Below are 20,052 nucleotides of genomic sequence, written 5' to 3'. Positions count from 1 at the left end.
TAATCACTGCAGCACGTTCTGGGAAACACGTCAGGTTCTGTTTGCAACGCAAAATTTCCTGTCATCGAGGGCCCGCTCAGTCAGGGTTTAAACGCCTGTAGCGCCCATTGCCTGGCGTCATTAACGGAAGATTGATAAGAGTTGTAAAGGTATTAAGCTTACAAAAAATGGATAATTACTTTACACAAACTTATCATTTGTGTTAAAAATTGCTTCACAAGTTGTCTCAATGTAATCAGATTATAAGGATGTTTTATGGCTACTTTCTCATCTCTGGTTAGTCAGTCCCACCGCTTGGATATTACGCTTGACTCCCCTTCAGCGCAGTTCGACGGGATCAATCTGCTGGTCGAAGAATTGCCGGAAACCCTGTATTTCGCCAGCGACTGCGCTTCAACTGCAGCCAGTGTCAGCACCGCATCTACCGCAGGTTGTGGCAGTATTGCTTCGGCAGGCAGCATCGGTACGATGGGCAGCATTACCAGTAGTGGCGGTTAATTTCCCTCTACGCAACCGGTACGAAACATTGTGCCGGTTACCCTCCTGACACTTTCTCGCTGGCTCCCAACTAATGATCAAGCAGGATGACATCACTCTGGCTACTCAGCTCGCAAATAGCCCGGCATCACATCAGTTTTCGGCAGGTCGGTCGCCGCTACTGCAGGTGGAATCGTTAAGTAAATCTTACTCTGATGTTCAGGTGCTGCATGATATTTCGCTGCAGATAAACCCCGGCGAAATTATCGGTCTGGTAGGGCCAAATGGCGCGGGAAAAACTACGTTGATGGAGACTTTGCAGGGGGTGCACCCTTTTAAAGGACTGATTAGCGTCTGCGGGGAAGATATCCGGCAAGGGCTGAGCCACGGTGTTAAACAGCAGCTGGGCGTTGCGCCTCAGTTTTTCAGTTTGCCGTCCCTCTTGCGCGTGGAAGAGATCCTCTCGCTTTATCAGGTGCTGTATACAAATGCGCTCTCGGTTGAGGCGTTGCTCCAGGCCGTGTCGCTGGAAGCGCAGCGAAAAATGCGCTTTTCCCGTCTTTCTGGCGGCCAAAAACGGCGACTGGCGCTGGCGCTGGCGCTGGCTGGCAGGCCGAAGCTGCTGCTGCTGGACGAACCGACGGGGGATCTCGATCCGCAAAGCCGCCGCTACATCTGGCGACACATTATCGAAAATGTCCGCCAGTCGGAGATGGGCGTGCTGATCGCCACCCATCAAATGGACGAAGCGGAAATTCTGTGCGACCGGGTGATGATTATCAATCACGGCAGGCTGCTGGAGAACGCCAGTCCGCAACAGCTTATCGATCGCTATTGTCCGGGCCACCATATCCGTTTTTCCGTAGCACAGGCGATGGCGGAAAAATTTGTTACGTCTTTTCCTGGCGCAACACAGCAGGCTGATGAACACAATCGGGCACTTAGTCGCTTACATATTCCTGTACGTGAACTGGCGCAGGTACTGCCGCGAGTCATTGCGCTGTCGCAAAACCTGGGCTGCGAACCCGTACAGCTTCAGGTAAGTAAAAATACGCTTGAAGATGTTTTTATCTGTTTGACCGGCGAGACATTAAGGGATTAACCATGAGCCATAGCTGGCAGATTTACCGACGCTTTTTTGGTGCCAGCGTCAAAGAGTATCTGCGCGATCCGTTGTCAACGTTATTCGCCTTTGTTTTGCCGCTGTTTTTTATTTTTACCTTTGGCATTACGGCGAAAATCATCAATAGCAATCAACAACAATTTGCCGTGCAGGTGAGCGTAGTGGGGGAGTCTCATGAAGCTGAAGCACTCTGGCAGCAGCTACGCAACGCGCCCGGACTGGTGGTTCAGCGTCAGCTGAGAAGCGACCCGCAATCGCTGGTGCGCGACAATGAGGTGCAGGCTGCAGTGAGCTGGGATGAAGGCCGGCAACGTCCGACGATTACCACTACCGAATCAATGCGTTCTGTCGCTCAACTGGTCATGGTTGCACTGACCCATCAGCCGGTGGCCTCTCCGACACCGGTAGAGTTTTTCGCGGTGGAAAATCAACACTTTAACTATTTTACCTTTATCTTCCCGTCTCTGCTTACGCTGGCTTTATTACAGGTCGCCTTGTTCGGCACTGCGACGCCGCTGGTCGCTGCGCGCGAGAAGGGGATCTATCGTTACTATGCCGTTATTCCTTTACCGCGCTGGATCCTGCTGGCGTCACAGGTAAGCGTGCGGCTGGTGATTTCGCTCATTCAAATTGCGTTGCTGATGGTGGTCGGTGGTCTGGCGTTTGGCTTTAGCGTGCAACAGCCGCTGCTGTTTGCCCTTTTGCTGGTGGCCAGCGCGCTATTGCTGGTCAGCTTTGGCTATGCGCTGGCCGGATTATTCCGCAGCTCGACGCTCGCCACCATTTTGCTGACCCTGCTTAATTTTTGGTGTATGTGCTTCGGGCAGCTATTCCTCGACCTCAGCATTTTTCCTCCGTTCAAATGGTTAATTCTGACTACGCCGGTGGGATTTGTCTCCGACGCGCTTCGCTTTGCAATGAACGGCAGCGAAGGCGTATTTTCTTTTGCCGCTAACTGCACTGGTATGGCGGTATGGGGCGCCATAACGTTGTTTGTCGGTATCAGATGGTTCCGTTTTCAGCCTAAACAATCTTAAATTACAGGTCCGCAAAGATGAAAAACAGCTCAGCATCCTGGCACTTTTATAAGCTCTATATTGGTAGCCACCACGATGGAATGGACTTTTTGATTGCTGAGGGGTTGACTCCGGCGCTGGCGCTGGCTCCAGATTCACCCTGGTTCTTTCTGCGTTATATCGATGAAAAAGGCGTGCATCTGCGCGTACGTTTTTTACTGCAGAATGAGGACCAAAGCCGGGAGGCGGCTATTTACGCCACGCTACATGATGCGCTTAACCGGTTGCCGAAGCGCCCGGCCAGCCTGTGGACGCCGCTGGTCAATTTCCGCGATATGCCGACGTTTCCCGAATATCAATTCCCTGTGCATTGTGAACGCGCGGAGTATCAACCGGAAACCGAGGTCTACGGTGGCGAAACAGGTATGGGTATTGCCGAAACGCTGTTTCACCATTCCAGCGACATTGCCCGCGCTATTTTGCAGGATGAATCCGCACATACCGTTTCACGTAAGGATTTCGTCTTGCCACTGATGCTTGCGGCACTGCAACGGTTTGTCCCGCCCGGCAGGCACATCGCGTTTCTGGACAGCTATGCCACCTTCTGGCTGGCGGGTTCGCCAGATATCGGCATGATGAAAAATACGTTTACCGATCGCGCCTGGGATCTGATAGATGAAAACGTGCCACTGCTGTCGCCGCAGTTGCGTCAGCAGCCGCACTGCGCTGCTTTGCTGACGCGCTGGGAATCAGCGCTGGAGCAAACCCGCCGTAGCTACGAGCGTCATTGCGAACGTTACAACGAAGGGCTGGCGGAAAATCTGGCCTTCCAGTTTATGCATTTGATGAACAATCGTCTTGGCCTAAGCACGCTGGACGAGGCGTGGCTGGCAGTCTTGATGAGCAAAAGCCTCGAAGGGGGGGTTATTCATGCATCATCATAATTTTGCCGTTTCCGCCGCGATGCGCCAAAAATATCCCTTTATGTCGCTGGTCTCGCCGCTGGCGGGGGTAGTGGGCAGCGTTTATCCGCTGGAGCCACAGGAGCTTCATGTCCCGCGTTTTCCGGCGGTGCTGGCCAGCCTGGGCAATCTGTCGATGCCCTATCCGCACATTATCGACAACCTGGGGAATGACCTGCAAACCATCGCGCTGGCTGGCTGCGGTGCTGATGAACAGGTTGATATGGCGGTGGTTCGCGCCGTTGCTGAGGCGGCAGAGCGCTATGCGACCTGCGTTTATCATCCGGGAGATGTTACCGTCGCCAGCTTTCACGAACTGGGTGCTGAGGGCATTGCTGCCAATACGCTTCCATGCTGCAGCGAGCAGGAGCTGGCGGACCCTCTTTGTCCGGTGAAGCCAATAGATGACAGCTTGCCTTTGCGTTGGGTTGAAGGCTACTCGTTAACGGCAGACCGCCCGCGTAAAGTGCCGCTAATCATGTCTCATCTCTACGTCAGGCCCTGGGAAAGCGAACTGTTTTGGTTACCCATTTCCACCGGCGTCGCAGCTCATACCGATCTGACCATGGCGACCGTTACCGCGATCAACGAAATCATTGAGCGCGACGCGATTGCCCTGACCTGGCTACTGCAAATGCCGCTGCCGCGTATTCGCTTCGATCAGCCCGTCCCGGATCGCCTTGAGGATAAGTTTACCCGTCTGGCGACCAGCGGACTTGAACAGTACTTTTTCGACGCGACCACCGATGTCGGCGTGCCAACTGTCTATGGGCTACAGCTGCGGCCCGGACACCCGACCTCCGCCCAGTTTGTCAACTGTTCAACCAGTTTCGATCCCTGGGATAGCTGCGGCAAGATGATCCGTGAAAGCGCGATGGGCCGTTCGGTGCTGGAACATGAACTGTCTTTGCCGAAGGATATGCGCGATTTTATCGCACTGGAACACGGCGCTGTTTTTATGGGGCGTGCGGAACAACGTCCCGCCTTTGATTTCCTGACCAACAGCAGTGGGGAAGTGACGATTAGCCAGCTTCAGGCGGGCTTACCCCAGCAGCCAGCGGCACAGTTGAAGCAGCTGGTTGCCCGTTTTCGCCAGCTTGGCATGGATGTGGTGATCGTAGATATGACCACGGATGACCTGCGTGAGGCGGGGCTGCATGTCGTGCGTGCGGTAATCCCGGAGTTATTACCTATGACATCAAGCTATCGCGCCCGTTATCTCGGCCATCCTCGTTTGCTGCAACAGCAGCAACGGCTAAGCGAGCAAACAGGCGACAAGGTCACGATCAATCCGTGGCCGCAGCCTTTTGCATGAAGGAGAGTTGTCATGATTATTGTCAGTGAGACGGTGTTTGGTCATGAAGTCGCTGATTATCTGTGCCGCCAGGAAGGCTTTACGCCGCTGACGCTGGCCGCCGCGCTGGATCGTTCCTGGTGCAGTAGCGAAACGCCGTTTGTCGGCATTGTACTTACTGGCGGCGCGCCGGTTAAGCTTGAAGAGCTTACCGCCCGACTACTGCAGGCGGGGATCCCGCATGCCTGCGTGGTGCTGAGCGATCATCAGTTACGCTGTGGTCCGCTAGTGGTGCCAGGAAAAACAGCCTGCTACGCATGCACAACAAAGCGTCTTCTTAGCCTGGTGGAAACGCCGCGAACGGCGATGATGGACCTTAATCTACAGCGCTTTCACGAACAACAGCCGCATAACGCGTTACAGGGCTTTACGCCTGCGCTGGTGATGATGGCCGGTTTACGTTTGAAGCAGTATGCCAGCTTACCGGAAGAGCAGTTTGGCAATCTGACGGCAGTCAGCTTCAGCAGCAACCGTACCGCCAGCAGTCATGTCGTAGCGCTGCACGGCTGCGATTGTCGCGGCAGCCGTCGTGTTTCGCAGGCGCAGGGAACAGCATTGCTGGCCAGCCATCTGAAGGGAGTCTTGCAGTAAATGAAAACCACGCATATGTCCACGCTACTATCAGGTGCGCAATTCAGGCAGCATCGCGATCTCTACGCTTTATTGCCACGGCGGCCAAAGCTGATCCCTGAACTGATTTTTATCCCGGAAAATGCCACCCGCGTAGCGGTTTATGGCGCGCATCAGTCGCGTATTTTGACTTGTGCGCAGGGCATGAGCGCACTGGCGGCATTCCTTGAGCGCCTAAACGGCGACAACGAACTGGAAAGCGTGCTGGCGGGCGACGCGTTGCTGAGCAGCGATAACGCGCTGGGCATGCTGTCACTGCTGTTTCGCTATGGCTTTCTTGAAGATGGCGAAGGGCTGGATGCTGACGATCAAAGCCCGCTCGCCAGCTACTGTGGGCGGCTGGTCGATAATACTCGCCTGCATGCTAACCGCAGCGCGGCGTTGCGGTCTGCCCGCAGCCGTCGGCTGGCGCTGGTTTGCCCGGAAGACGTACAGCCTTTGCTACGTCAGGCGCTGGGATCCATTGTCGCCAGTATTGATGTTTTGACTGAGCCACAGCAGCTCGATTCCCACGTCTGGGATGATGCGCTGGTGATTTTTGACGGCAGCGCGGGCGATACGTCGCGCCAGGCGTGTGTAGATGTATTGCATCATGCAGGAGTACGCTATTTCAGCTGTTTCATTGGTGCCGACTGCACGCTGGTCGGCCCGCTAACGTTGCCCGGGATCAGTGCCAGCTATCAGTGCGCCCGTGCGCAGTGCGAGCTACCGCAGCCTGCCAGCGATCGGCAGGAAGTGGCGTTTCGCGCCGTTTACGCTGCGCATGAGCTGGGACAGCTTCTTCTTGGGCTCTCTGCAGAAAGCTATCTCAATAAGGTTTTTTCCCACAGTCATTTGGGCAACGGGGAATATACGCTCGCCAGTAAGATTGCCCGGCTACCCGGCACCCCGCTCGGAGGCCTGCCAGGATCGCATTATCTGCCGCCGGAAAGCGCGGAATTTACCGCCTGGCTGCATCATACCGGCACGCGCCTGCCGCCGCGTAATGAGCTACCGCCGCGCAGCCACCAAATGCATTTTACTATTGATAATCTCAAACGGCATGCTTCGCAGCCTGTCAGGCTGCATGGGCAGCAACATCTGGAGCTGCCTGCCGGTGCATTTCCAGAATCGCACTGGCTTCAGCAGCCAGCCGCGGTTCAGCCGCTGACGCTGGCTACGCTCGGCTGGCTGCTGCGCCATGCCACCGGCTATCAACAGCTCGACGACGGCACGCTGCGCCGTATCGCCCCCAGCGGCGGGCAATTAACTTCCTGCGACCTGTTTGTGGTGGTCCGCCAGCCGTTGCCCGGTTTACCCTGCGGCATCTGGTTTTACCGGGGAGAAGAGCAGCAGCTGGTAAGCCTTGCTGGCGTTGACCAGCCGCAGATGGAGCGGTTGCTGCGCCAACCGGAAGAGCCGGTATCGCTGATTGTCAGTGCCAATCAGCATCGCGTGCGCGGCAAATATAACGATTTCAGCTATAACATTATCAATCTTGATGCCGGAGTGGTGAATCAATATTGCGCGCTTTCCGCCCGTGCGGCGGGATGGTCGCTGCGGGAAGACCACCAAATCGATCTGCAGTGGCTGGGGACCCTGCTGTTCTTTAACGAGCAGGAAAATCCCCATATTATTTGCCAGGTCATGCATCTGCAGGGCTTGCCGGAGCCGATGACAGCCTTGCCGTTTCCCCGCTTTGAGACTGCCACCAGCATAGCGGCAGTAAGCTATCGCCCGCATGGTGGGGCTTTGCAGGCGCAGCCGCCATTTTCTTACGCATCCTTGATGCCGTTCAGCAGTGACGAAAAGCTCTCTTCGTTGCTGTTGCGACGCCGCGCGCAATACGAATATGCCGATCTGCCAGTGCAGGAAAAGTTGCTTGAAGCCTTGGTCGGCATTTGCCATACCGGGCTGGCGCAGAGCCACTCGCGCGGCATGCCTGTTTTATCTTTGGAGCCATGGCTATTGCTGCCCGAAGCCAGCGGCGAGCTTGCCGCTGGGATCTATCAGTGTAGCGGTGCCGGGCGTGAGCAATGGCACCGGCGGGACAAGGATTTTAGCCGCAAACAGTTGAGAGACTGTGTCAATCAGCTCGCCTTTCATAAAGCTGGCGCTGTACTGGTATGGGTTGCCAACCTGGAGAATACGCTGCAGGAGTATGGCGCGGCAGGCTACCGCATGCAGCTACAAAATGCGGCGGCAAGCGCGGTACAGTGCTGGCTGGCGGCGGTGAATTGCGGCCTGGTTGGCACGCTGGCGGGGGGCGTCCTGGAGGAAGGACTTATGCGTCATGCCGGGGCCGATGGTTATGGCGAAGCGCCACTATTTTGTCTGGTGCTGGCAAATCCATTGCCTGTGGAGCCTGACTAAGATGCTGCCCGTCTCCACGCCGTTGCGCTTATATGCTGATGTAAAACTGGCTTCCCCACAGGGCGATGTAGCACTGCTGCTGCGGGAGAACAGCAATGCGCCGCTAAAGCTGAGCGGCGTCTCTGCACGGTTGGCGCAGCTGCTGCTGGCGGGCACCTCTTTAGCCGCCCTGCAGGACGAACTGGCGAAACACCACCCGCAGGCCACCGCTGAACAGTGCCAGCAGGCGCTGCGCACTTTTTTGCAGCGCCTGCGGCAGGCCAATATGATCGACGAGGGTACAGAACGGCCTGCTGTAGCGAAAGTGGCCGGGCGTATTCCTTTACCCAATCCGGATGCGGCCGCGCGTCGGCTTGCCAGCCTGCTACAGCCAGTTCCGCGCTGGCTGGGATGCAGCCTGCTGTTGGCTGCTGCGGCGGTGGCTTTATGGCAGGCAGTGGCCAGCCTGCCGACGCTAAACCTTTGGCTGATGCAGGGAGAATGGCTTGGCAGCCAGCTGTTTGTCATGGTTGTTGGCATACCGCTGTGGTTATTGCTGCATGAGATGGGGCATGCCGTGGCCTGCCGCCTTTACGGCTGTCCGGTTCTTGGGGCTGGATTGCAGTTTCGCGGCTGGTGGCTGCCTTCCGCTTTTGTTAACACCAGCGCGATTGCACTCTATCCACAGCGCGGAATACAGGTTGCGGTGGCACTGGCCGGGCCGTTAGTGGATCTTTTATGCCTGGGCACATTGGCTGCCTTGAGCGAATCCGCCGTGGCTGCCACGGTACACCCTTTGCAGCTGCTGGTGCTTATCGGGTTATTGTTCAACCTTACGCCTTTCCGGCTTTCCGATATGAACCGGGCGTTTCAGGCGTTCGCACAGCGAGACGCTAGTGGAAAAAACCTCAGCTGGTCTGCCGCCGGAAGGCGCTTATTTATCAGCTACTGTCTGCTTTACGGCATGGTAATGGCCGGGCTGATGGCCTGGATTAGCATGGTTGTCTGGCAGCGCATAGCTAACTGGCTGGCCGCAGGAGCGGGGTTATGATGCTTTTATCTCAGCCAGGTCTGCGGGTCGCGCCGTTTATTATGCTGCGTATAGCGGGCTTGCCGACACACTATGTCAGCAAATTACCTGATGGCCTGCTGGCCGTTGTTCGGCAACAGCAGCAACTGGAGGCGGGCTGGCAACAACTCAGGCAAACCCTGATCGATAGCCTGCATGCGCATGTCGCACAGCCTGCTGCAGACAGTGTTCGTAACGAACTTATTCGCTATCGTCGTCATCTCTATAACGGTCGCCCTTTTCTGCTTTCTGAGGAAGTGAGTGCCTGGCTGGCGCATTACGATGACGCTACGCTGGCGCAACTTGCCGAATGGCAGGGGCTGAGCGAAGAGCGGCGGCAGCTGAAGGCGACCTTCAGCCAGTGCTGGCAGCAGGTCAGCGACCGTACCCGCGAAGTATTAACCAGAGCAGCCGACGAACCGGTGATGTGCCGTGCGCTCAGTCTCGCTTCACCCCGTCTGCTGACCGATCTGGCGCAAAACTGGCAGGCATGGCCTGCTAAAAAGCGGCGGCGGGTAGAGCGCACGCTATTTGCTTATATGACCCGCGCTGCGGGCAAAGTCAGCCCTTTCAGCACATTTGCTTCTTTTATCCTGCTTCCACTTGCTAATGGCGCCGCCAGTGCCAGTGCCAGCCTGCAGACTGCGAACTGGCAGGTTGTGACGACGACCCATCTGAATCGGTCGATCGCGCTGGCGCTGCGCGAAGCTTTGTATGCCCAACACCTGCTGGCAGAGCGTGACCTGCCGCTGAGCCTCAATCCGTCGCTACAGCGGATTTCTGCCAGCCAGTTGCGTGGGGATTTTTATCGCTACGAAAAACGGCGCGGTCTGTTATGGAACGAAGAGCAGCAGTTTGCGCTGAGCCTGGAGCCGCAGGAAGTGGATGCCATCCTGACGGCCCGGAGCACACAGCGCTGGAGTGAATGGTGGCAGCATTTTGTCGCAGCAGGCATTGCGCCGCAGCCGGCGGAACGGCTGTTGCGAAAGCTGGTGCGTAAAGACGTATTGCGCCCGCAACTACAATGGAGCGCGCATCATCCTGCGCCAATAGCCGCTGTGCTTGCGTCACTACCGGCAGCACTGACCAGCGAGTCGTTACGTCGCCTGGCCGAGCTACCGCTCCAACTGCGTGAGGCGAAAAATCCGGAGCGCGTCGCGCTTTTGGCGCAGGCGCAGCAGACCCTGAGCGAGAGCTGGCAGAGGCTTACCAGCCATCAGATGCCGGAAATCCGTAACCTTGTGTATGAAGATGCCTGGAGCGAGGGAATCGACATGACGCTGCCGGATACCTTCGTGTCTGACGTGCTGGCCCGGGTAGCCAGGGTGGTGGCGAAGCGCGCCAGCCTGTCGCTGGAATATCTCTGGTTACGGCAGGCTTTTCTGCAACGCTATGGTGAAGGTGGCGTATGCGAAGATATTGGCTTGTTTTTGCAGGAGATCTGGCAGGGCTTTATTCTGTTCAGCCAGCAGCTACTTGCACAACCCGCCGCCGCCGTTGCCCGTCTGGATTACCGGGGCATCGATCCAGCGGCATTGCGCTTGCCGGTTACGCTGTTTCTGCAGATGGAGGCCAGCGAGATCGGCCAGTTGCACCAGCGCCACGGCAAGGTAGTGATTAACAATGCTTATTCCCGTATCGGCTGGCAGCTGGCGCGCACCACGCTAACCGACGATGGCGGCGCTGATGCACGATGCAGACAGCTGAAGCTGTGGCTGCAGCAGTTCGCCGCGCCAGCCTTGCCGTTAACGTTCAGTATCAGCGGCGAATCCAGTAATTTGCAGGCTCAGGCGCGGCTGGCGCAACATCACCTGTGTCTGGACGAGCCGCAGCAGGTGGCAGGCGATCTTGTTCTTGCTCAGCTCCGTCTGTGTCACGACGCCGCAAGCGGGTTATTGCATTTTATGGACAGACAAGGGCAGGTGTTGCAACCCTGCTATCTGGGAGCCGCCACGCCGATGATTGCATGGGGTACAAAATACCTGCTTACCGTGCTGGCTGAACCCGTGCAGATAGGTCGTCCTGCCTACAGCCAGATGATGGCGGACGAGCACGATGACGATTTTCGACATGCGCCGAGACTGGAGGAAGATAACTGCGTACTGATACGCGAAACCTGGTGGCTGCGCACCGCTCGAATTTTCCAGGAATTCACCGGACAGCCCGTCGCCGATCAACCGGCACGTCTGCTGGAACTGCTGCTAAAGCAGGGCATTCCGCCAGACAGTTATGTAAACGGCCAGTACAACGACAGCCTCAGCTGGCAGGCGTTCAACAATGAAAAAATTCGCAAACCAATGTGGTGCCGGCTCGGCAATCCACATTGTCTTGACCAGCTGCTTCTGCTGGCGCGAAAAGTCGACTGGCTGGTTTTCCGCGAAGCACTACCCTCGCCGGAGAACAGCTGGATGCAGACGCAGGAAAATAATTACGTCACTGAAATTCATACTGAAATGGTGATTTCCGGCGACAATTTCAATCTATCCCTGATGTTCCCTGAACAGGAGAATCACAATGCATAAAGTCTCGAATCTACTGGTGTTTATCGGCCTTATCAGCCTGGCGATAGTGTTAGCCCTGAACCTCTACAGCAGCTATGCCACCAGTCATATCAATAGCGCGCCGCTGTTTTCTACTAACTGGTGGGCGCGCTGGTTCCCGGTTTACGCCTCGGGCATTGCGCTGATTTTTATTGGTCTGGTGCTGCGTCTGACCGGTGGAGCGCGTTAAGCAATAATGAGCTCATCATCGCCGGATGTTTCGCGGGATGCCGCCCGCCAGCAGGCTTTGCATCTGCTGAATACGCCGCCCATGCCGCCTTCACCGCCGCGCAGGCGATGGCGAAAAATGGCGATGCTGGGGCTGTGCATGCTGTTGCTGTTGCTGGCGGGTATCCTCACCAGCGTGTTTTTAAGCCGTTCGGTTACGCCAGCTCCCGTAGCGCCAGTTGCCGCCAGCGCGCCCGTGGCTGCCAGCTCTACTGCAGTCACTGCCGCAGGGTTTATTAAAGCTGACCGCATATCCACGGTATCTGCGGAGATCACCGGCACTGTAGAAGAGATGTATGTGCAGCGGGGCGATACGGTAAAAAAAGGCGAACGGCTGGCTTCGCTGGATGGGCGTTCGCTCAGAGCGCAGATCGCCGCACTGAACGCCAACCAGCAAATGGTGGCGGCTAAACTCGCTCAGGTCATGTCGCGCCTGCCGCGAGCGCGTAATCAGCTGCAACGATTGAGTAGATTGTTGCCGCAGGGCTATGTCAGCCAGGACGATGTCGATAGCGCTAAAGCAGACCTGGACGCGCTCGACGCGCAGCGTAGCCAGTATCGGGCGGAGCTGCAGCAGGCAGGCTGGCAGCTGAAAGCCAGTGAGATCGAGCTGTCGCGAACCGTTATCCGCGCACCGTTCGACGGCAGAGTCGTCTCGCTGGACGCTTCTCCTGGCGAGACGGTTTCGCCGGTTTCTGCGGGCGGTGGATTTACCCGTACCGGCATCGCCACCATTGTCGGCCTGGATAACTTCAATGCGGAAGTCTGGCTGCCGGAAAACCAGCTGGGCAAAGTGCAACTACAGCAGGGCGTGACGCTAAAACCGGACGGCCTGCCCGATCATAGCGTTCAGGGAACCGTAAGCCTTATCTCTTCGGTGGTGGATGAGCAGCGTGCGGCGGTGTTGGTGGTAGTGAAGCTTACGCAACAGCAGCCCTGGCTGAAACACAATATGTCAATTCAGGTAGATTTTGATGAATGAAACAAGCGGCCATGTGGTTCAGCTGCGCCAGGTCAGTAAGGATTATCGCAAAGGGCGCGAGCGCATTGCAGTATTAAACGAGGTAGATTTCACGCTTAGTCCTGGCGAAATGGTCAGCATTATGGGGCCTTCCGGATCGGGTAAATCGACGCTGCTAAACGTGATTTCGGGCGTGAATACCTGCGATCGGGGAGAGGTGTTTTTGCAGGGACATCCTCTCCATGAAAGGCGTGTGAGTGAGCGTACCCAGCTTCGTGCGCGTCATATTGGCTTTGTTTTCCAGTTCTATAATCTGCTACCGGTCCTCAACGCTGAAGAGAATGTCGCGCTGCCGTTACATCTTTGGCGTATCGATGCGCGGCAGCGCCAGCAGCGGGTTAACGCCGCGCTCGACCTGGTTAATATGGCACATCGTCGCCAGCACCGGCCTGATGAACTTTCTGGCGGCGAGCGTCAGCGTGTGGCGATCGCACGTGCGATTGTCACCAATCCGGATCTGTTGCTGTGTGATGAGCCTACCGGGGATATCAGCCGGGAGGCTGGGGAAGAAATCATGGAGATCATGCAGTTGCTGAGCCGGGAGCAGGGCAAAGCCATTGTCATAGTGACGCACGACGTGCAGATTGCTGCACGTGCTCAGCGTCAGCTTCAGCTCAGGGACGGGCAGCTCGTTCTTCGGGACGTTCGATGAAATCAGCATTTTACCTCTGGCTTTGGCGCTCCGCCACCGAGCAGCTACGCAGGTTTATCATGCTGCTGCTCTTTGTTGCCAGCGGCGTAGCATTATTACAGCTTACGCTCACCCTCGATCGCGCTTTCAGCCTGCAGGCAAGCGATAGCCAGTCTGGCGATAATCGATTGCTGGTACTGAATGCGCTAAGTTCACAGATGCCGTTGCCGCAGTTTTACCAGCAGAAAATTGCCGCGGTGCCGGATGTCAGCCAGGTAAGCTGGGGTGTCTGGGTTGGCGCTTATTACCGCCATCCCGGCTGGTTTGTTCCTGCCGTCGCCATCGAAGACCAGCACTATTTTTCAATGCTGTCGTCGCTGAAAATAGCGCCAGCGGTGCTGGAACGTTGGCAGCACGACCGTCAGGGCGTGCTGGTGGATAGCCGCTTTGCCGCCCAGTACCATCTGAAAGCGGGCGATCGTTTGCCTCTTTCTTCTTCTATCTGGCAGCTGGCACCGAATCCCATCCTCGATCTTTATATCACCGGTATTGTTGAAGAAACACAAACCGACAACCCGCCCGCAGTTTGGATGCATTATGACTATCTTGAAAACGCCAGGCAAAATGGCAAAGGGCTGGTGAGCTTTTTTATGGTGATGCCGAATCCGGGCGTTTCCGCTGAAAGAGCCGCGCGGGAAATCGATCGCCTGTTCAGCGCAGAGCGCATGCGTGGAATGACGCAAACCGCGCCCGTACGTATGCAGATGAAATTGTTTATGAGCAAATTGTTCAATTTCAACCGGGTGATCTTTTGGGTCAATCTCTCGCTTTGCCTGCTGCTGGCGCTGCTGCTCAGCACTAATTTTTACGTGATGACCCAAAAAGCGCAAGACGACTATCGTACGCTCAGCTATTTGGGATTTGGTAAGACGCGCCTGATTAAAGCCGTAGCGTTACAGCTTGCCGCCATCACACTGATTGGCGCAGCGATAGGCGTTCTGCTGTCGCTGTTTATCCTGTTTTTGCTGCCGGTATTTCTCCCTTCCGTGTTAAGCGGGATTACGCCCTACTGGCAGGATTATCTTGCCAGTATCCTGCTGATTCTGGCGCTCTCCCTTTGCTGCAGCCTGCCGTCGCTGCTCCAGATTGCCCGTCTGCGCGAGGACGGACAATGAACCAGCAACCTTCAAACCAGGGACACCAGCTGGGTATTCTGCTGAGGATTGGTCTGCGTGACCTGTGGCGGCGACCGCTTTATCTTGCCGCCATCCTGGCCAGCTTTATTTTTCTTTCGATGATCGTCACGTCGCTGTTTTCCCTTCGCGAGGGGTTAATTAGCGCCCTGGAATCCAGTGCCGAACCGGGACTCTATTTTGCTCAGAGCAAAGATTCTTCTGCTGAACTCTCCAGCACCATAACGCGCACTCAGGCTGCGCAGCTTTCGCGTCTGCCTGGCATGGTCGCACTGTCGCCTGAGTGGGTGGTACTGGCGCGCCTGAGTCCTGAAAAGACAGAAAAAGAATATCTGGTGCGCGGCGTTACGCCTGCTGCCTTTACGCTGCTCAATGCTAAAAGCGGAGAGCCACTGGTCAAACTTACACGTGGCAGACTGTTTCAGCCGGGGCAGAATGAGCTACTGGTCGGGACGTCACTGGCACGGCACTATCCGGCTTTTCGCCCTGGTGAGACGATTCGCCTGCATGAGCATAACTGGAAAATTGTCGGCGAGTTTTCGACCGGAGGATCGCCTCGCCAGTCTGAGTTCCTTGCCGACCTGGAACACATCCGCACCCTCTGGGGGGCCGGGCTTGATTACAACCTGGTCGCTTTTACCGGCAGCGCCAGCTATGCCGGGCATTATCAGCAGGCGATGGCCGGTTCGCTAAGCGACAGGGTAACCATCAGCGACAGCCGGACGCACTACGCGGGCGGCAGCGAAGGGTTGAGCCAGATGCTGTTGGGGTTTGGACTGCTCTTTTCACTGCTGGCGGCGGTTTCGGTGACGGTCGGCATTATCGCACTCTGCGAATCGCTAATCGTTAACCAGCAAGATCAACTGGCGATGCTGCTACTGCTGGGGTTCGGCCGGGTTATCGGCGCCTCCTACCTCTGTCAGATAGTCCTGCTTGGTCTGACCGGCTCACTGGCTGGTTCGCTACTGAGTATGCTGTTGTTCAACGGCATCACCTTTACGACTTTCGACCACGCGCGCGAACTGGTGTTTCCACTGGTGGTGAGCGGCAGGATACAGATAATCAGTGTCGCTTATGGTGTATTCGTCAGCTTTATCGCTTCGCTGTTTGTGTTACGCGCTATTGGCGCCGCGACAAAGGGAAAATAATGGAAAAAACTGAAGAGCGTTACGCCGCGCTGGGCAAAATCTATACGTTACGTACCTCTGTACAGCTTGCGACCAGCGCCGAGCAGAGCCGAAACCTGCTATTTGCCGTGCGCGCCGGCAACTATCATTTGCTGCATGACGACCAGCAGAGTCTGATTGGCTATGTCACGTGGGCGGCTATCAATCGCGACGGCTGGCGTATGCTGCAATGCCAGCAGCTGCCACGCTATCTCAGCGAATGGAGTGAAGGACGGGTTATGCTGCCGATGGATGTGGTGGTGTTACCCGAATGGCGCACTGCGCTGCAAAGGTTATTGCGCCCTGTTTGCCGTCGCATGCCGCAGCTCGCGGCCTGGCGCGCCGGGCAGCCGCCGCGTCTTTATCGCGTTTTGCGCCGGGGGAACCATGACTGATTTCACTGCGGCATGGTCAGCGGCCATCGTCACAGAACCTTTTGCCAGCTGGCGTATTACGACAGCGCGTACACTATGGCATAACCCTGCTAAGATCCCGGGATATATGGCCAGTCAGCAGCTGCCGTGGAATGCGGAAAACATGGCCCGCCTGTGGGGCTATGCGATACCGGGCGGCGACTCTTTTCCGGCGGAACAGTTTGATTTGCACAGCCCGGCTACGATGTATGCCGAAGCTTATGGCGGCGAAGGCGGGGCGGCGAACGGCGGTGGTGCCAGAGCGGGCAATCTGCGTGGTTTGCAGCTAAAAGGCATCGGCCCCAATATGTTTGTCGGCGCCGGTACCGACAAAAGGCATGGTTACGGCGCATTCTACCTGGAACACGCTATTGTGGACGCCATCTATTCGCAGCTAGTTGACCGGCTGTTACCGTCAGGCAGCGTGAGGGTATATGGCGTTATGGACAGCGGCCTGACGATTCATTACAGCGATCCGGAGAAGAACTATTACCACAGCGGTGCTGGCGGTATTCTGCTGCGTGAAGAGTGTTTGCGGCTTGGGCATTTCCTGCCCGCGCAGGAGTTTTTGCCACGGCCTCATCAGCGACGTGTGATGGCGGATCCGCAACGGATGCGTCGGGTGATGCGCCAGCTGATGGCCAGCGGGCGAGGCGACAGCGCTATTGAAAATTTATTGCTGAGCTATCTGGGAAACAGCGCAAAACAGCTGGCATGGGCCAGAGCCAGCAGGCTGACGCATGGCGCGCTGACGCCTTCGAATACCAGTGTTGACGGGCGCTGGCTGGACCTTTCGCAGACTTCGACGCTGCCGCTTGGCGTCAACCAGCGCATTACCCCCCAGCGGCTTACTTTTTTACAGGAAAGCTTCGCGCCGCCGGATTTCGTCTGGGAAGTACTGCATTTTTACAATAAATATAATTTACGTCGCGTTACCCTGGGCGGCGCGATGCGCCATTACGATTTAAGCTGGCAGCAGGCTTATAAGGAGGCGTTGCTGACGCAAAGTGGATTGCAGTATAGCCGTACTGCATCCGCTGCTGCAGCCATGATCTGGTGTACGGCACTCAGCAAGCGGATTAACAGCAATCCTCTGCCGTTTACCGATGCCGTGGATGAGCATCAGCAGGATGATGGGTTTACTGAACTTATGCTGGATGCTTATGCCGGACTCGCTAAGGCTCAACCGGACCCACAGCAGCAGGCGCTTGGCATATTGATCGAAGCGGACTGGCATCAGGCGCAGGCGAGAGGAAGCCAGCTCACGTTGATGCAATACCAGCGCTGCTGCCTGTTGCGCGCATGGCGACGCAGCGCATTTAGCCCGCTGTTCTGGCGCAGCCGTGTCTATGTTGCGGTTAACGATATCTGCCAACCAGAAATGGGCGATGTGGACGGGATGATGAATGCGTTAACGGCCTTTATGGATTTCGCTTTTACTCACGACCCGGCAGAAAATAAGGTGGCTCTGCTCAAACTGAATGATATAGAGATTAGCTGGCTAACCGCCAGCGATAGCTATCAATTGCTGTATCAGCAACGCGTTACTGAGTTCGCACATGCCGGCCAGCTCGCTCAGGCGCTCGCAGCGTTGCCGTTAAACTGGATGCGCTGGCGGTTTGATTTCCGGCACCCAGTGTTGGCGTTGTTAAAGGCGCTGTCAGTGTAATGTTTGAATTTGGTGCTGATATGTCTTTTTATTCAATACATCCACTTTTCCACCACAGCATCGCCCAGATGCTCACGCAACAGGTCCTCATTGTCCTCCTCGCCGTGAACCGCCAGCAGGCACATAAACATCAGCACGTCGAGGTACTGGCCCACGTCGCTGAAGATTTGCGTCAGCATCGGCGAGCTGTCGTGATCGAAATACCACACCTCGCCGGTCTCGACATGAAAGCACCACATATTGCCATTGCCCAAATAGTCACCGAAGACGACCAGTTGCTTGACCAGTACCCAAAGTGCATCGGAATTGGGGGCATCTTCCAGAATGTCACTAATGCCGGGATAGGCGCTGTGCAGCGGTTCAATGCTGGCGTATTTGGCGGGGGCCACGCTGCACAACGTTTCCGCCAGGTCCAGCACGCCAATCTGCTCATGATACGTGCGCAGTAACGGAGGGAGGAGGCAGCCCAGGCGTTGTTCGAGGGCGACCACCTCTTCGGGTTTGACAGGCGTCAGCGGCGACGGGTTTTCCCACTGATCGAGCCAGGCCAGTGCGCAGGCACGCCACCAGTCCAGCCGGGCATTATCATCGGCAAATTCTGGCCAGGCCAGAGGGGGAAGGTCGCTGGCCGGGGCTGGCGAGTGAGTGTCTGAATTCATAGCGGATGATGCCTCAGGATGATTAATAAGTGCTGCTGTCGATGGTGAAACGATAGTTGATATCGACCTCAGACGTAATATCGGCGCGTTCGGTTTTCTTTAAAACGAACTCAAAAGCGGGTTCGTAGTCCTCGCCTCTGGGCACTTCACCGCCGAGGATTTCAACATCATACAGGCCATTCTCAAGCGCGATCTGTGGCCGTCCCGGCTGGTGATAGCGTTCCTGCAGTGAGTGGATATCGGCATCGGTGAAGTTTTGCAGAATCCGCCATGTGAAGAGCAGGAGCTGCTGGTTTTCAATCCGCAGGAAGTAGCCGCCGCGCCGATGCTGTAAACGGCTCTCCGGCTTGAGCAGCTCCGGCATCTCATTCGAAAGGTTGAAAATAATCGTGTACGGGTAATTTTCAATGCCCGCTAAGGGGATGACGATGCCGTTCAGCACCGCCCTGTCACCGCTGTCATTGCTGGCAAATTCCGAGGCCAGATCGTCACTGAGCAGGTTGTCGTCCTTGAATTTTTTCAGCAGACGAAGGTCGCCAATCAAAAAGTAATCAATCAGGTCGTTAAGGACTTCAACGAATTCATAGCGCATCAATCAGTTGCTCCGTTATTTTTACCCTTGTTAAACCTCAACGCCCCACATTGAAACGCCCTGGATCATCTGCAGTATGGCGCAGGTATGAATACTCAGGGAAATGGCATTTGAGTATTTACTGGCATAATTTTCACTGATCGGCTGGAAATAAAGTCGGCCTAACGTTTTCAGTATCGCCCTGTTCTTTTTCATTGCCTGATAGAGTTCCGCAGACTCCTTCAGTGAAAAGTGCCCGGTAACGCCCTCGTCGATCAGTTCATCCAGCACCTTTGCGCTTGCCTGAAACTGAGGTTGCAGCCTTTCCAGCTTAGCGCGGAAAGGGGCGATTTCGCGCTGCATGGTTAATAACAGCTCTGCATTTTGTTCCGGGTCGATGCGTGATTTCAATTCGGATACCAGATGGCAAAAATAGATATCGTTCTTCAGATCGCTTTCAAGAAGACGGTTGGGATCGGCCAAATATTTTTGTTGCGAAACTGCTCTGAAATCGGCATCACCTGAGTGGCTGTCCAGGGCGTTCAGGTGGTCTTCAATGTGAATAAACGCTGCCAGTCTCCAGGTCAAATTTTCTGCAGTTTGCCAGCCTAACTGCCCGCGAAATGCCCAAAAAACCATTTCGGAACTTTCATGCAGCAGATGGCGTAAATAACGCGGCGTGTGGTTCTTGAGATCAAAGCGATCGAACTGATGTACAACGTTGGTCAGCGTTTCCTCTGCCAGCCTGCTGAGCTGCGAAATGTCTTCTTTGTGCCGATCGCGGATCTGTTTTAACGCCTTACGATAGGGGGCGTGCTGTTCAGAGAGATAGGAACGGTAATCATTATGCGCGGCTATCCGGGAATGCTGATTCTGCTGCTTTGCATAACGCAGACTGACTATCGAGACAATCAGTGCCGCAAACGCCACACAGTCTGATACGGTGATGTTCATACTGTCCTCCCTGTGAATGCCCATTATCTTAACGTGATGAGGACG

At 56.0% G+C, this 20,052-nt stretch carries 19 protein-coding genes; 16 read left to right on the top strand and 3 right to left on the bottom strand.

Going from position 1 to position 20,052, the window contains the following annotated elements; all coding sequences use genetic code 11:
* Nucleotides 1–255: 255 nt before the first annotated feature.
* The 16 genes from ACZ3HG_RS20405 (at nt 256) to ACZ3HG_RS20330 (ending at nt 17,823) form a co-directional block, all read left to right on the top strand.
* On the top strand, nt 256–498 hold the full coding sequence (locus ACZ3HG_RS20405) for a hypothetical protein (RefSeq protein WP_191934709.1): 243 nt from the start codon (nt 256–258) through the stop codon (nt 496–498).
* A gap of 73 nt (nt 499–571) precedes the next feature.
* A complete protein-coding gene (locus tag ACZ3HG_RS20400) occupies nt 572–1,579 on the top strand; it encodes an ABC transporter ATP-binding protein (protein ID WP_465334154.1) in 1,008 nt (335 codons plus the stop codon).
* Nucleotides 1,580–1,581: 2 nt separating this feature from the next.
* On the top strand, nt 1,582–2,637 hold the full coding sequence (locus tag ACZ3HG_RS20395; RefSeq protein ID WP_465334152.1) for an ABC transporter permease: 1,056 nt from the start codon (nt 1,582–1,584) through the stop codon (nt 2,635–2,637).
* Between the two features lie 17 nt (nt 2,638–2,654).
* Nucleotides 2,655–3,560: a thiopeptide-type bacteriocin biosynthesis protein gene (locus ACZ3HG_RS20390; protein WP_465334150.1), complete on the top strand. Its 906-nt coding sequence runs from the start codon at nt 2,655–2,657 to the stop codon at nt 3,558–3,560.
* Nucleotides 3,547–4,893, top strand: coding sequence for a YcaO-like family protein (locus ACZ3HG_RS20385; RefSeq protein ID WP_465334148.1), 1,347 nt, complete (start codon nt 3,547–3,549; stop codon nt 4,891–4,893). Before ACZ3HG_RS20390 ends, ACZ3HG_RS20385 begins: the two co-directional genes overlap by 14 nt.
* Nucleotides 4,894–4,905: 12 nt before the next feature.
* Nucleotides 4,906–5,523, top strand: coding sequence for a hypothetical protein (locus ACZ3HG_RS20380; protein WP_465334146.1), 618 nt, complete (start codon nt 4,906–4,908; stop codon nt 5,521–5,523).
* Nucleotides 5,524–7,914 carry a nitroreductase family protein gene (locus ACZ3HG_RS20375; RefSeq protein WP_465334144.1) on the top strand — a complete coding sequence of 797 codons (2,391 nt, stop codon included), beginning with the start codon at nt 5,524–5,526 and terminating at the stop codon, nt 7,912–7,914. It begins immediately after the preceding gene.
* Nucleotides 7,853–8,944: a PqqD family peptide modification chaperone gene (locus ACZ3HG_RS20370; RefSeq protein ID WP_465334142.1), complete on the top strand. Its 1,092-nt coding sequence runs from the start codon at nt 7,853–7,855 to the stop codon at nt 8,942–8,944. The genes ACZ3HG_RS20375 and ACZ3HG_RS20370 overlap by 62 nt, the downstream gene beginning before the upstream one ends.
* Nucleotides 8,941–11,484: a lantibiotic dehydratase gene (locus tag ACZ3HG_RS20365; protein ID WP_465334140.1), complete on the top strand. Its 2,544-nt coding sequence runs from the start codon at nt 8,941–8,943 to the stop codon at nt 11,482–11,484. Before ACZ3HG_RS20370 ends, ACZ3HG_RS20365 begins: the two co-directional genes overlap by 4 nt.
* Nucleotides 11,477–11,692 (top strand): hypothetical protein, encoded by a 216-nt coding sequence (locus tag ACZ3HG_RS20360; RefSeq protein WP_465334138.1) that lies wholly within the window; start codon nt 11,477–11,479, stop codon nt 11,690–11,692. The genes ACZ3HG_RS20365 and ACZ3HG_RS20360 overlap by 8 nt, the downstream gene beginning before the upstream one ends.
* Nucleotides 11,693–11,698: 6 nt before the next feature.
* Entirely contained in the window at nt 11,699–12,712 is a 1,014-nt protein-coding gene (locus ACZ3HG_RS20355) for an efflux RND transporter periplasmic adaptor subunit (RefSeq protein WP_465334136.1), read from the top strand.
* The gene (locus ACZ3HG_RS20350; RefSeq protein WP_465334134.1) at nt 12,705–13,403 is read left to right on the top strand and encodes an ABC transporter ATP-binding protein; all 699 of its coding nucleotides are present in this window, start codon (nt 12,705–12,707) and stop codon (nt 13,401–13,403) included. Before ACZ3HG_RS20355 ends, ACZ3HG_RS20350 begins: the two co-directional genes overlap by 8 nt.
* A complete protein-coding gene (locus ACZ3HG_RS20345; protein ID WP_465334132.1) occupies nt 13,400–14,557 on the top strand; it encodes an ABC transporter permease in 1,158 nt (385 codons plus the stop codon). The genes ACZ3HG_RS20350 and ACZ3HG_RS20345 overlap by 4 nt, the downstream gene beginning before the upstream one ends.
* Entirely contained in the window at nt 14,554–15,723 is a 1,170-nt protein-coding gene (locus tag ACZ3HG_RS20340; protein ID WP_465334130.1) for an ABC transporter permease, read from the top strand. Before ACZ3HG_RS20345 ends, ACZ3HG_RS20340 begins: the two co-directional genes overlap by 4 nt.
* Nucleotides 15,723–16,136, top strand: a complete 414-nt coding sequence (locus tag ACZ3HG_RS20335; RefSeq protein ID WP_465334128.1) for a hypothetical protein — start codon at nt 15,723–15,725, stop codon at nt 16,134–16,136. Before ACZ3HG_RS20340 ends, ACZ3HG_RS20335 begins: the two co-directional genes overlap by 1 nt.
* Nucleotides 16,129–17,823, top strand: a complete 1,695-nt coding sequence (locus tag ACZ3HG_RS20330) for a hypothetical protein (RefSeq protein WP_465334126.1) — start codon at nt 16,129–16,131, stop codon at nt 17,821–17,823. The genes ACZ3HG_RS20335 and ACZ3HG_RS20330 overlap by 8 nt, the downstream gene beginning before the upstream one ends.
* 32 nt (nt 17,824–17,855) lie before the next feature.
* Here ACZ3HG_RS20330 and ACZ3HG_RS20325 read toward each other — a convergent pair whose 3' ends face one another.
* Genes ACZ3HG_RS20325 through ACZ3HG_RS20315 form a run of 3 tightly spaced genes read right to left on the bottom strand, consistent with a single transcriptional unit; the run spans nt 17,856 to nt 20,007 of the window.
* Nucleotides 17,856–18,482, bottom strand: coding sequence for an SMI1/KNR4 family protein (locus ACZ3HG_RS20325; protein ID WP_465334124.1), 627 nt, complete (start codon nt 18,480–18,482; stop codon nt 17,856–17,858).
* 22 nt (nt 18,483–18,504) lie between these two features.
* The gene (locus ACZ3HG_RS20320) at nt 18,505–19,077 is read right to left on the bottom strand and encodes a hypothetical protein (RefSeq protein WP_465334122.1); all 573 of its coding nucleotides are present in this window, start codon (nt 19,075–19,077) and stop codon (nt 18,505–18,507) included.
* 27 nt (nt 19,078–19,104) lie between these two features.
* Nucleotides 19,105–20,007, bottom strand: a complete 903-nt coding sequence (locus ACZ3HG_RS20315; protein ID WP_465334120.1) for a hypothetical protein — start codon at nt 20,005–20,007, stop codon at nt 19,105–19,107.
* Nucleotides 20,008–20,052 lie beyond the last annotated feature (45 nt).

The sequence above is a fragment of the Erwinia sp. PME.40.26/001 genome, assembly GCF_055556675.1.
The sequence above is the reverse complement of the archived record's forward strand: the minus strand, read 5'-3'. Positions and strand labels throughout refer to the sequence as shown.

Excerpts from the sequence above, each read along its gene's own strand:
- ACZ3HG_RS20325 (WP_465334124.1), bottom strand. The coding sequence starts at position 18,482 with ATGAATTCAGACACTCACTCGCCAGCCCCGGCCAGCGACCTTCCCCCT.
- ACZ3HG_RS20375 (WP_465334144.1), top strand. The coding sequence starts at position 5,524 with ATGAAAACCACGCATATGTCCACGCTACTATCAGGTGCGCAATTCAGG.
- ACZ3HG_RS20315 (WP_465334120.1), bottom strand. The coding sequence starts at position 20,007 with ATGAACATCACCGTATCAGACTGTGTGGCGTTTGCGGCACTGATTGTC.
- ACZ3HG_RS20370 (WP_465334142.1), top strand. The coding sequence starts at position 7,853 with ATGGCGAAGCGCCACTATTTTGTCTGGTGCTGGCAAATCCATTGCCTG.
- ACZ3HG_RS20380 (WP_465334146.1), top strand. The coding sequence starts at position 4,906 with ATGATTATTGTCAGTGAGACGGTGTTTGGTCATGAAGTCGCTGATTAT.
- ACZ3HG_RS20345 (WP_465334132.1), top strand. The coding sequence starts at position 13,400 with ATGAAATCAGCATTTTACCTCTGGCTTTGGCGCTCCGCCACCGAGCAG.
- ACZ3HG_RS20335 (WP_465334128.1), top strand. The coding sequence starts at position 15,723 with ATGGAAAAAACTGAAGAGCGTTACGCCGCGCTGGGCAAAATCTATACG.
- ACZ3HG_RS20330 (WP_465334126.1), top strand. The coding sequence starts at position 16,129 with ATGACTGATTTCACTGCGGCATGGTCAGCGGCCATCGTCACAGAACCT.
- ACZ3HG_RS20360 (WP_465334138.1), top strand. The coding sequence starts at position 11,477 with ATGCATAAAGTCTCGAATCTACTGGTGTTTATCGGCCTTATCAGCCTG.
- ACZ3HG_RS20355 (WP_465334136.1), top strand. The coding sequence starts at position 11,699 with ATGAGCTCATCATCGCCGGATGTTTCGCGGGATGCCGCCCGCCAGCAG.
- ACZ3HG_RS20365 (WP_465334140.1), top strand. The coding sequence starts at position 8,941 with ATGATGCTTTTATCTCAGCCAGGTCTGCGGGTCGCGCCGTTTATTATG.
- ACZ3HG_RS20340 (WP_465334130.1), top strand. The coding sequence starts at position 14,554 with ATGAACCAGCAACCTTCAAACCAGGGACACCAGCTGGGTATTCTGCTG.
- ACZ3HG_RS20405 (WP_191934709.1), top strand. The coding sequence starts at position 256 with ATGGCTACTTTCTCATCTCTGGTTAGTCAGTCCCACCGCTTGGATATT.
- ACZ3HG_RS20400 (WP_465334154.1), top strand. The coding sequence starts at position 572 with ATGATCAAGCAGGATGACATCACTCTGGCTACTCAGCTCGCAAATAGC.
- ACZ3HG_RS20390 (WP_465334150.1), top strand. The coding sequence starts at position 2,655 with ATGAAAAACAGCTCAGCATCCTGGCACTTTTATAAGCTCTATATTGGT.
- ACZ3HG_RS20350 (WP_465334134.1), top strand. The coding sequence starts at position 12,705 with ATGAATGAAACAAGCGGCCATGTGGTTCAGCTGCGCCAGGTCAGTAAG.
- ACZ3HG_RS20385 (WP_465334148.1), top strand. The coding sequence starts at position 3,547 with ATGCATCATCATAATTTTGCCGTTTCCGCCGCGATGCGCCAAAAATAT.
- ACZ3HG_RS20395 (WP_465334152.1), top strand. The coding sequence starts at position 1,582 with ATGAGCCATAGCTGGCAGATTTACCGACGCTTTTTTGGTGCCAGCGTC.